The 11,956-nt window shown below is 30.5% G+C and carries 12 protein-coding genes; 2 read left to right on the top strand and 10 right to left on the bottom strand.

From position 1 onward, the window contains the following. Window positions 1-6 precede the first annotated feature (6 nt). Together BN2665_RS08670 and BN2665_RS08665 are read right to left on the bottom strand one after the other, a co-directional pair. The gene (locus BN2665_RS08670) at window positions 7-693 is read right to left on the bottom strand and encodes a DUF4956 domain-containing protein (protein ID WP_055666717.1); all 687 of its coding nucleotides are present in this window, start codon (window positions 691-693) and stop codon (window positions 7-9) included. Further along, window positions 642-1,430, bottom strand: coding sequence for a polyphosphate polymerase domain-containing protein (locus tag BN2665_RS08665; RefSeq protein ID WP_055666716.1), 789 nt, complete (start codon window positions 1,428-1,430; stop codon window positions 642-644). The genes BN2665_RS08670 and BN2665_RS08665 overlap by 52 nt, the downstream gene beginning before the upstream one ends. Window positions 1,431-1,680: 250 nt before the next feature. Between BN2665_RS08665 and BN2665_RS08660 the strand changes: the two genes are divergently transcribed. Together BN2665_RS08660 and BN2665_RS08655 are read left to right on the top strand one after the other, a co-directional pair. Then, complete coding sequence (locus tag BN2665_RS08660) at window positions 1,681-2,355, top strand: response regulator transcription factor (protein WP_055666715.1); 675 nt, start codon at window positions 1,681-1,683, stop codon at window positions 2,353-2,355. Continuing rightward, window positions 2,356-3,621 (top strand): sensor histidine kinase, encoded by a 1,266-nt coding sequence (locus BN2665_RS08655; RefSeq protein WP_055666714.1) that lies wholly within the window; start codon window positions 2,356-2,358, stop codon window positions 3,619-3,621. 169 nt (window positions 3,622-3,790) lie between these two features. Here the strand turns inward: BN2665_RS08655 and BN2665_RS08650 are convergent, their stop codons facing one another. The 8 genes from BN2665_RS08650 to BN2665_RS08615 all read right to left on the bottom strand — a co-directional run bounded on the left by BN2665_RS08650 (window position 3,791) and on the right by BN2665_RS08615 (window position 11,956). Then, entirely contained in the window at window positions 3,791-4,873 is a 1,083-nt protein-coding gene (locus BN2665_RS08650; protein ID WP_055666713.1) for a DUF4179 domain-containing protein, read from the bottom strand. A gap of 2 nt (window positions 4,874-4,875) precedes the next feature. Further along, window positions 4,876-5,391: a sigma-70 family RNA polymerase sigma factor gene (locus tag BN2665_RS08645; protein WP_055667108.1), complete on the bottom strand. Its 516-nt coding sequence runs from the start codon at window positions 5,389-5,391 to the stop codon at window positions 4,876-4,878. 253 nt (window positions 5,392-5,644) lie between these two features. Continuing rightward, window positions 5,645-6,931 (bottom strand): permease prefix domain 1-containing protein, encoded by a 1,287-nt coding sequence (locus BN2665_RS08640; protein ID WP_055666712.1) that lies wholly within the window; start codon window positions 6,929-6,931, stop codon window positions 5,645-5,647. Next, window positions 6,921-7,262, bottom strand: a complete 342-nt coding sequence (locus tag BN2665_RS08635) for a PadR family transcriptional regulator (RefSeq protein WP_055666711.1) — start codon at window positions 7,260-7,262, stop codon at window positions 6,921-6,923. The genes BN2665_RS08640 and BN2665_RS08635 overlap by 11 nt, the downstream gene beginning before the upstream one ends. Before the next feature lie 96 nt (window positions 7,263-7,358). Further along, entirely contained in the window at window positions 7,359-8,390 is a 1,032-nt protein-coding gene (locus BN2665_RS08630) for an alpha/beta fold hydrolase (protein WP_055666710.1), read from the bottom strand. Window positions 8,391-8,565: 175 nt separating this feature from the next. Further along, window positions 8,566-9,345 (bottom strand): N-acetylmuramoyl-L-alanine amidase family protein, encoded by a 780-nt coding sequence (locus tag BN2665_RS08625; RefSeq protein WP_055666709.1) that lies wholly within the window; start codon window positions 9,343-9,345, stop codon window positions 8,566-8,568. 417 nt (window positions 9,346-9,762) lie between these two features. Continuing rightward, complete coding sequence (locus tag BN2665_RS08620; RefSeq protein ID WP_055666708.1) at window positions 9,763-10,518, bottom strand: hypothetical protein; 756 nt, start codon at window positions 10,516-10,518, stop codon at window positions 9,763-9,765. Further along, window positions 10,508-11,956, bottom strand: coding sequence for a sensor histidine kinase (locus BN2665_RS08615; RefSeq protein ID WP_055666707.1), 1,449 nt, complete (start codon window positions 11,954-11,956; stop codon window positions 10,508-10,510). The genes BN2665_RS08620 and BN2665_RS08615 overlap by 11 nt, the downstream gene beginning before the upstream one ends.

Here is an 11,956-nt window from a genome sequence, read left to right as displayed (position 1 = left end):
TCCCAATTAATATTCTGCTGTATCTGCACACATTAACAATGTAATGTTTAGATTGCCATTTCTACACCTAAGTGTATCTATGAATTCCTTTTGATTCACCTTGTTATCCATGGTTATTATATAAACGAGCTCGTAAAGACTGCCTAAGTCAGCGGTTCTCACTCTCTTTAACTCGTACTCTTTAGTAAACTGCTTAAATATATCATCAAAGGCACCTTCATAATCTAAATCTTCTGGAATAGTTATTTTAAGTAATTTCTGAGAATGTTTTTTTGCTCCAAAATTAAATAGATTAAGAGTAAACATCAGCAAGCAGAGAAAAATTGTAAACAAAACTGCATAGCCATAAAAGCCTACTCCACAGGCTAGACCTGCCGCCATAGTAAATAGCACATAAGCTATATCCTTTGGATCTCCAGGGGCACTTCTGAATTTGATTATAGAAAAGGCTCCTGCCAGACTAAACGCTCTTGCTACATTGCTGCCTATTAATAGTATGATTATTGCTATAACTGTAGGTACAAGAATCAAGGTAAGTGAAAAATTTTGAGAATAGCTACCCTTATTAGCAGTCTTCATGTAAGTTAAGCTTATAATAGCCCCTAAGGCAAAAGATACAATCATTGTTATAATAGAGCTTCCTAAAGATATTGTTGTATTAACTGTGGTTGAGTTGAATATTGTTTCAAGCATAAATTTATTTCCCCTTTCAAATTCCTGTCGTTTAATAGCATCCTTTGGTATTCCTCACCGTATTTTGAAAAGCTTGTACTAACTATTTCATATTCAGAAAGTAATTTACATAGCCATAATGGGATACTCTTTGAAGTTTTAACTTCCATAAGCCATTGATCATCTTCTAATAGATTGTCACCATAATCTCCCTGCTCTAGTTTTAAATCATACCTTCTTGTCCTTATATTCCTATCAAAGGTTATTCGCAAATTCCGATTTTCTTTGCTAAATAATGCTTTTCTGTCATAAGCTAGGTAGAGAGTTGGCTCAAGATCATATATTTTTAAAATATACTCTATCTCATTTACTACCTGCTTATTCATATAATCCTTAATTTCAGGTTTTACACCTGTTCTTACAAAATCATAGGCCTCTTTAAGCATTAGTGCGGTTCTCCTTTTGTTAACAACACCACAGACCTTTTTCTTAATCTCTAAATATACCTTATCCTCTTCCCCTGGAATCCCATAGCCTCTAAGTCTAAGCTTTTCCTTATATTTAGGTTTAGATAAAGAACTTCTAATGAGGTAATTATCCTTAGTATCAAAATAAATATTGCTAATGGTATAAAACTCATAGGTCTTATTATACTCATCAAATTCCATATACTTCAAAAGTTTATGCTGTATATTTTCATATGTGACTTTATCAATTAAAAACTTGCTTTCGCATCTGTTAAAAATCTCTATTGCCATGGTTAAACTCCTTTCATTTTTTCAGATATCTTCTCCCTTTGTTGATTTCATTCTAATTACTAAACCTTAAATAAACCTTAAAGGTTTTACAGGAATTTAACAAAAGTTTATTTCAGTTTTGTGAAAAAATATATTAAAAAATATAGAGATTTATTTGATATAGTTAAATATCTTTGCTAAGCATTTAAGATTAATTAAAGGTTTGCTGTGATATAATACAATAAAGATATTTAAAAACGGAGGGACTGCTATGCGTATATTGCTTGTAGAAGATGAGGTTTATTTATCTGAAGCTTTAACCCAAATATTAAGAAAAAATAATTATACCGTGGATGCCGTTGGAGAAGGTGATGCAGGACTAGATAATGCCCTAAGCAATATCTATGATTTGATAATATTAGATATAATGCTGCCTAAAATGGATGGTATAAGCATACTTAAAAATATACGCAAAGAAGGAATCTCTACCCCTGTTATTCTTCTTACTGCTAAAGGAGAAATTTCTGATAAGGTGATTGGATTAGATAGTGGCGCAGATGATTATTTACCAAAGCCCTTTTCTACAGAAGAATTATTAGCGCGAATAAGGGCCCTGTCAAGGCGTAAAGGTGAAGTGATTACTGATAATAGCTTAAGATATGGCGATATTGAGCTAAATCTCTCTACCCTTAAGCTTTCAAAGGTAAGTAAAGAGGTGAAGCTTATACTAAAGGAAAGCGAACTTTTAGAGCTTCTCATTTCTCGGAAGAATATAGCCACCTCTAAAGAATTAATAATAGAAAAGCTTTGGGGGTATGACTCCGAGGCAGAGCATAATCATGTGGAAGTTTATGTTTCCTTTTTAAGAAAAAAGCTAGTGTTTTTAAATTCAGAGGTAAGTATAAACACAGTTCGAGGTGTAGGTTATATTTTGGAGGAAAGATAGATGTTTAAGAAGCTTAAAAATAAATTTCTCTTCCTTAATTTAGTTATAATTTCTGTTACCATGCTCCTAGCTTTTATATCAATTTATGCAATAACCTATGATAATACTCGTAAATCTATAAACTTGGAACTACATAGACTATCAAAACCTAATGAAGGCCAAAGGCCGCCTAAGGCTAGCTTTGATGTCCCTAATACCTCTCGTAGTTTTTCTAACACAGAGCAACCTCCAGAGCCTTCTGTCTCTTTTACTTTAATAGCGGACAGCAATAAAAACTTAGTTAACTATTTTTCTATATTCCAAATGGAGAAGGATTTCTATGAATCCGCAATGAAAATGGCTTTTTCCAAAGACTCTAACACAGGAAGCTTTAATTTAGATGGAAGGCATTGGGCCTTTATAATAAACCCTCAAATGGACTTAGGTGGCTATAGGCTTGTATTTTTAGATGTAACTTCTCAACAGTCTATTCTTAATAGACTTGTTTATACCTTTTTAATTGTGGTATTAGTTATGATGATTATTATCTTCTTTATAAGCAGATTCTTTGCAAACAAATCCATAAAGCCAATTAAAGAGGCCTTTGATAAGCAAAAGCAATTTATTGCAGATGCCTCCCATGAACTAAAGACCCCCCTTGCTGTTATCAATACAAATGCTGACGTACTTTTATCCAACAGCGAAGATAAGATAAGCACTCAAGCAAAATGGATTCATTATATTAAATCTGAAGTAGATAGAATGACAAAATTAACTAATGATCTTTTATATCTGACCCAAATGGATTATTCCGAGATAAAAATGATATTTACGGACTTTAATTTAAGTGAAGCTGTTGAAAATGTCATTTTAACTATGGAAGCAATAATTTTTGAAAATAATATTTCCCTAACTTATGATATCGAGCCTAACTTAATGATTCATGGTAATAGCGAGCAGATTAAGCAGGTAGTTATGATTCTTTTAGATAATGCATTAAAATACACAAACAAAAATGGAACTGTAAATATTACTTTAAAAAAGTATCACAATTCCATTATTTTATCCTTAACTAATACTGGAGAGGGAATTCCAGAAGATCAAATAAATAAAATATTCGATAGATTTTATCGCATAGATAAGTCTAGAGCAAGAAAAACCGGTGGCTATGGCCTTGGCCTAGCTATAGCTAAAGCTATAGTGGATCAGCACGGAGGCAAAATCTATGCTAAAAGTATTTTAAATGAAAGTACTACCTTCAGTGTTGAGTTACCACGCGGCAACTAGTAAGATGGTGTATGTTAGTTTATACTTTTACAAATAAGTTAAAACCTCCGTATTTCAATGTTTTTTAATACGGAGGTTCTAACTTACATTACTATTCTATAGTGAGTCTTACCTTTAGGCTTACAATAATATGATATGTCATAATTTTAGAAACCATCTATAACCTTTATCACTTTAAGTCAATAACTATATCTTCTAAAATTATTTCCTTAGGCATTACTCCTTTTTTATTTAAGTAGTCCAATATTTTCTGATCTTTATTCGGTTCTTTAAGGGCTCCTGGTCCAATGATTCGATGTCCATCTTCTCCTATGACACCAAAGTCAGCCTTAGCTTTTATTATGAGCTTAGTGGCCTTTTCATCTATTTTTTCGTAGGTAGCACTCCAATTTATAATATCCTTAGAGCCACTGCCTCCATTGCCTTCACCCTTATAAACATTGCCCAAGTCATCTTTAACTTCAATAAGCTCCATATAGGTATCATCATACCCCTTCATAGCTTCTTTTGAGACCTTCTGACTATAATATAGAATGGTGGACATTGGAGTAAAAGTTATTTTTTCTACATTTATGCTTACTCCTGCTTTCTCTACACTTCTGTTAACTATTTTACTTTCTCCCTCTATCTTCTTAAGGTTGAATTCGAAATTCCAGTTACCCTTTATATCCAAATCTTTAAAATTACCCACTTTATCAAATTCTAACTTAACATTAAGCTCCTCTTTAACCTCATCTATAGACACTCTGGTGAATCCTACATAAGTATTTTCTTTTACCTTATGAGCTCCACTGGCGCCTCCCATTGCGCCCCTATATTCTTTAATACTAAGATCATTAGAAACATTTATTGCCTCCCCTAAGTCCTTTTCAGTTTCCAGGGTATACGTGACCATCACTGTTGTTCCATCATATATGGCATCACTTAGAGTGATTTTAATCCCATTGCTTTCCTGTGTCATGTCTAAGGATTTAGAATAATCCTTGTATCCCTTATAGCTTCCTTGCTTATTTTCACTTAAGTAAGCAAATATATTTCCAATAACAGGGATATCTCTAGCGTAAGTAGGGAATGCTACTCCTAATGCTGTTGTTCCAATTACTACAGCTGCCGCCGCTGCGACCACTTGTTTTTTCCATTTATTCTTAACTCTTGAATGTCCTTTCTTTTTATATCCCTCTTCTATGGCAATTTTAATTCTATGATCCAGCGTTGATGGGGCTTTAATTTCATCTATATTTTCATATTTCATATCTATATCTCCTCCATATAAACTCTCAATTTCTTTAAAGTTCTGCTAATGCTGCTTTTAATGGTTCCCATGGGGCTATGAGTTACCTCAGAAATATCTTTTATAGTCATATCCTCCATGTATCTCATAGAGATTAACTCTTTCTCCTTTTCTGTTAAGCTTTCTAGAGCCTTATGCAAATCTAAACTTCCCTCTATATCAGCATTGCTATAAATTAATTTGTTTTCAAAAATACTTGCATCATTCATTTCTATATTTTTACTTTTCCTTAGATAATCCCTGCAGGTGTTAATTGTGATACGAGTAATCCATGTATTGAAATACTGGGGTTCTTTTAGCTTATCAATGGACTGAATAGCTTTTATAATAGAATCATGAATACAATCTAATGCATCATCCTCATTCTGCATATGCATAAGTGCTATTCTATATAGTTTTTCTTTTATGGGTTCTAACAGTCTATAAAAGCTCTCCCCATCTCCATTTTTAGCTCTATAAAAGCTCATTTCATCAACCAACCCCATCACCCCTTTCATATAGTTCTTTGAAGCTGCTTCATCCATTAGACGTATAGCTTACTAAAAACGTTGCATAAATATAGGAGGATGTGAAAAAAGGTGTTCTATAGGTTTCCCTACATCGCGCGTGGAGCCCCACGAACGGCCCGTTAAAAAGAACACCTACGTTTTTCACCTCCTCTTATAATACCATATATAAAAAAGCCTCTAAGTTAATCCTTAGAAGCTTAAAACTATAAGTCTATACTATAATTTAACTATGACTTTTTATTATTGGTTGATAAATATCCTGTTCAACAATTAAATTTCTTCTCCATATAGATAAATAAATTCCTATTAATATACTATCTGTTATATAATTAGCCGATCCGAATGAGATAAAAGGAATACTTGAGTTTATTCCATCTATAAGTCCAAATCCCGTTATTATACCAATAGTACAGCTACATGCTAAATAAATAATTATAGTGGTTGATAAATAGTATGCAGCCATACTTTTCAACTCCAGTGTACTAAATATCATTAAAATTATTAACAATATGAATAGAACTATTAAAATGCTAGCAAAGCTCCATCCAAGCTTTGATGCAATAATGAGGAGCTCATAATCAGCCCAATTATTGGGAAAATTCGAAAATCCCTTTTCAAGGAAGGTTGATGCATCTCCTGTCCATCTTGAAGCATAAATTAATTCCGTAACTTCAGAACTATAAGCTTCAAAACCTGATAATAGTCTGGTAATTGCTATTACGAATACAATAAATCCATACATAGTAACTAAATAAGTCCTTCTATTATTAATAGAAAAGTGATTTTTAAGAACAGCTATGGTTATAATTGATAAGTACACTATAGTCATTATAAAAGCAAACCCTCTATTGGAGTTTATATACAAACAAAATAGTCCAATAGCTGAAAATACAACCAGCTTTATAAGACCAAATGCTCCATCACCTCTTACTTCAATTAACATTCCTATTATAGCTATTATAAATAGTAAATTATAGAATTTAGATACTTCAAAACTTATTATACCAGCTTGTAAAAATACAGAATTATTAACTCTAGTACCAAATATAACTGCAGTAATTGTCAAAAGTATTGCTAAAAAATATAATAATCTATTGTGGCTTATTAGCTTTCTATAATCTATATTATACATTAATAAGGCAGTGACAGTCCCAATACCTATGCTTAAAAGCTGTTTCTTCGCAAAAATAATGCCATTTCCATAAGGCAACTCTCTTGCTATAAATAAAAATATAACTCCTATAAAACTTAAAATTCCAACAACGGCAACTACCTTCCATGATATCTGTGCCTTATGTACCTTATTCAAGTTAGCTCCTATTTCCTTTGGCTCTCCCATGGACTGAACTGCCTTAATTAACGCCTCTTTTTCTTCAAATCCTTCCTCTATAAAATTTTCTACCATATCATCAATGTGCATCTCTAATTCTTTTCTTACGGAGTTATGTGCTTCTTTAAAAGAAATTTCTCTACAAACCTCATTAAGAAAAGCATCTTTACTATAATACATATTTATTGACCTCAATAACCTTATTTATACTAGTAGAAAAACTAACCCATTCATCCTTCTTAGCTTTTAACTCCTTAACTCCCTCATTTGTTATTTTATAATATTTACGCTTTTTGCCTTTATCACCTTCCGAAGTATATGAAATAACCAAACCATGCTTTTCTAAAGAATGTAGTATAGGATATAATGTCCCCTCTTTAAGTGAAAATGCATTTTCTGACCTTTTTTCAAGTTCCTTTACCATTTGATATCCATACATATCTTCAGATTGTAATAAACTTAAAATCATAAGCATAGTGCTTCCTGACATCAAACTTTTATCAAAACTCATAATCAATCACTCCTATTTTTTACCTAGATAATCTATGCTTACTATTTTAAATATTATAATAAATAAAGTCAAGCAGGCTCCTTATAATATATATTACTAATTCTTCTTTATCATTTCTATGATTTCTTGACTAATAACTTCAGGTTTAAACCAATGAACATAATGCTGGGAATCATCTACTATAATTTGCTTACTATTTGTAGACCATTTTAATAAGCCTTGCTGAATATTTCTGGTCAATTCTGAGCTATTGTATAAGGAAGAGGTTATTACTTTTAATGGAGTATTCCCAATATTCTTATTCTCTACTAATCTTGATGAATCCATTCTCAATTCTTGAAGATGATTCTTATTATTAAGGGTCTTTATAAACATAGCTTCATCAAGCTCCCTTAACTCTTCCGGTGCTAAAGAAAGATCGTTTTTATAGCCTGTGAATCTTGAGGCATATAAATCTGTATTATCAAAAAGTAGTCTTGTTATTCCAAATTTATTTAGCATATTAATTATGTTATTAAAAATCGTACTTTTTACAGTTCCATATCTTATAAAGTACTTTGAAGGCCTTTTTATAGTTATTGTATAGTATGGATTTGATCCATCAATGAGCGCTACTCCAGCTACTTCACTACTATACAATTGAGCAAATCGTAAAACTTCATTAGCTCCAAAAGAGTGTCCTACAAGGATATAAGGGCCCTTTTCGCCTGCTTTTACAAGTAGGTCATGCAGTTCTTTAGTAATTATATCAATATCTCTCTCTCCACTTGCGACTTCGCTCCACCCATATCCTGGTCTCTCATAAACTACAGCTCTAGTATATTTTGATATTTCTTTCTGCAATGGATAATAATCCACATAGGGACTTGGTGTTTTCCATCCTGATGTAAAAACAACTGTTGGGGTGTTATCTGCTAGGCCTTCTCCATATATGTGCATACTATGTCCATTAATATCTATTAATTTGCCTGGTGGTTCAAATTTCTTGCTATCTTCAAATTCTCTATATTTTTCAAAAGCAAAACCACTAACCACTAAGGCTACTAGTATTAAAATTATAATTCTTTTCTTTCCTTCTCCTTTTTTCTTATGATACTTAGGGCACACCTTACTAAAAACCTTCATCATACTTTTTTCCTCCTTATAAATATATTACCTCGATAGTCTATGTAATAATAATACATAGACTATCGAGGTATGTCAATATTAAAATATTTTATTATTAAGTCATAAATATTAAAGAAGGAGCTTATATTAATCGCGACTCTCAGTTTAACCACAAGCAGATTTATATATACATATGTTAGCTTTTGTAAGACGCTTTATAATTTAAAATACCTTTAGCCAACGCTTCTGCACATTTTGTTTGTCCACTTTCTGAGGTTATAAATTTCTCATCAGAAGAATTAGTTAAAAAACCTAATTCAACTAATGTAGAAACAGATTTATTAAGTCTCAATACAGCCAACGATTTTTCGGCTTCATACTTTATTCCTCGACTCGAAGTGTAATTATAATCAGAGAGTTCTTTCTGAATAGCCTTAGCCAGCTTTTCTCCTTCAGTATTAGGAAATCTGCACCAAGTTTCCATGCCTTTAAAAGAAGTATTAGTATTTCCATTACCATGTATAGATATGAATACATCTGCTTTAGCATCATTAGATATTTTAACTCTTTCTCTTAAATCTTCTTTCTCATTAGAAGGCCAAGATACTTTATCACTATTCCTTGTATAGATTACTTTAATATTGTTTTTTTCTAATAATTTTCCTAATTTTAGAGCTATCTCTAAGGTTACATCTTTTTCATGTATTCCAGATAAGCTTGTAGTACCTTTATCATATCCACCATGACCAGCATCAATACAAACTGTAAAATTTGACTCACTATCTATTTGCTGTTTATTACTATTGCTAACATTTTCTATATTTTTATTTGAAGTCACTAATTTATTTTTCTTATGTTGTTGATAGCTAGTAAATACAAATAACACTATGATAATAAGAAATAAAATCACCTTTGAAGTCATTTTGCGTAGCATTCTCTTTTTTCTATTTCTTAAAAATATTTCTCTTCTTTTCATCAGTTTACTACCCCTTTTACTTTAAGTTATATTTTCAATACATTTATAGTGCTTCATGTCTTTCTTTCTCACGGTAATTTTTACATATTTAACAAGTTAGCTCTTGTCATATCAATAGAACTTTTAGTTTTTTATTAAATCCTTATATTAATTGTAAAATCTAAATTTATGATAAGTGTTTGCAAATTGTAATATAGTTGTAAAGCTTAATTAAAAACTAAAAAAGTTCTAAATTATTATAGGGACATTACTATCCTTATAATAATTTAGAACTTTTAGTTTAAGTTATTTCTCTATAGGGGGATGTGAAAAACATAGGTGTTCTTTTTCACGGGCCGCTCGTGGAGCTCCACGCACGGTGTAGGGAACCCTATAGAACACCTTTTTTCACAACCTCCTATACATATATTTTCTTTTTTAAGTACCAAGATAACTAGTATTAAGCAAACTCATTATACCTACTGAAAATGAGATAATATTTAAATTTTTATTAATATACGCTGTTACTTTTTTACTTGAAATTTCAGCATCCTCAAACATAAATCTATATGAGATCTCTTTTTCTGCATCTATTAATTTTTTATTAACAAGCTTTCCATTTTTAATACCACCCAGGTTATTTTTTTCAATAAACTCTTTTGTAATTCTCTCTGCTTCCTTTGCATCAACGTTATTATTAGAACCTAGTATACTCTTACTACCATAAAAATAAAAATCCAATATCTCTCCTGTTTTTGCATTCAGTACAATTTGATTGTTTACGAGAAAATTTTCCTTTGGCATTTTAACATTTTGAGGATAAAAAATTACATAATAGACTCCATTTTCTAATACAGATTTACTATCCTCAAACTGAGTTTTTAAATTATCTTCTAATTTTAGTCTATTTAGACTATTTTTAATCTCATTTGACCCTTGAAAATATACATAACACTGCACTTCAGTTAAATATAGTTTTATATTTAGATATTTTTCTAAGCCTTCCAAAGCTTTCAGCTTGACCTCTTCTTCTGATAGAATCTTATTTTCATTTAACCTTTCTGAAGAGGTAGAATTATTAGTATCTATGGTTTCAACTACTAATTGATTTTTTTTAACCTTACTAAAGTTATCACAGGAGGTTAAAAATATACTAAAAATTAGTACTAGCAGAAATAGTTTTTTATATCTCATCAATGGAATCCTCACCTTCACAATTATTAAAGATCAATCTAATAGAAGTACCTTTGTCTACTTCACTTTCAACTTGAAATCTTCCATTATGAATATCCAATATCTTTTTACAAATTGCTAGGCCTAATCCCGCTCCATTATTTGCTTTAGTTCTTGCTTTATCCACCATATAAAAAGGTTCAAAAATTTTATCTATATGCTCCTCTGAAATACCTATACCATCATCTTTGATCTCAACCTCACTCCTATCTTTATTGATATTAATGTGTATTTCAGAATCAACCTTTGAAGCTTTTATAGCATTATCTGTGAGATTAGATAGTAATACCTTTATTAAATCTCTTTCCATAAGAATTTCAAAATCTTCTCCATTTATCATCAGTTTAATGTTTTTTTTATTTAAGCTTGGTTGTAAAGCTCCCTTAACTTCAAAAGTTATATTTTTTATACTTTCACTTTTCATTTTAAATTCTTCTTTTTTTAGTAATATTAAGTCCATTAGCTTAAATGATAATTCTTCTAACCTTTTCCCTTCTTTATAAATAAAATCCAAACCCTCTATAAAAATTTCCTCATTATATTTAGTGGTACGAAGCAAATTAGAATATCCTATTATAGAGGTTAATGGAGTTTTTAATTCATGAGTCAAGTTATCTATAAATCTTTGCTTTTCATTATTGTTTCTTTCTAGTTCATTAATTTTTTCATCAACAACTTCAGCCATTAAGTTAAAATTTTCAGATAAAATTCCTAGTTCATCCTTAGAATTTATTTTTACTTTTTCAGAAAAATTGCCTTTAGCTATTCTTTTAGTAGCTCCTATAAGCTTTTGTATTGGTTTGGTTATGTATTTGCTTATAAAATACATAAATATCATAAATAATAAAGATGCTACTAAATCTAACTTAAGAAAAAAAATATATTGATTCTTTCTTTCTTCAAATATTTGAGAAATGTTTCTTATATAAGTAAAAGGATATATTTTGTTATTTACACTTATTGGGGTTGATATGAATATATAGGATTTATTGTCTATATCTTTAATTATATATTGCCTTTTTTCTATTTGAAGGGATTTAAGCTCCTCTCTGCTATCAGGTAACTTAAAATTTATATTGCTAAATATATTTCCTTTATTTTCATCTAAAATCTCTATATAAACATTTTTATCATTATATTTTTTATAATAATCATTGATAGCATTAAATAAAATTTCATCGTCAGAACTTGTATTACGAGAATATCTTTTTAATGTATTATACACAGGCATACTCAAGTTTACACCAGAATAAATACTTAAATGTTCACTTAAGCACCTATCTATTTCTCTTGTTAATGTTTCATTGTGAATTTTTTCTATCAATAAAATTCCTGCAAAGTTAAAGGTTAGAATAAATAAAATTAAAGAGAAAAGGTATATTCTTTGCCAAAATTTCAT

It is taken from the genome of Desnuesiella massiliensis, assembly GCF_001403615.1.
Classification (GTDB): Bacteria; Bacillota; Clostridia; order Clostridiales; family Clostridiaceae; genus Desnuesiella; species Desnuesiella massiliensis.
The sequence above is the reverse complement of the archived record's forward strand: the minus strand, read 5'-3'. Positions and strand labels throughout refer to the sequence as shown.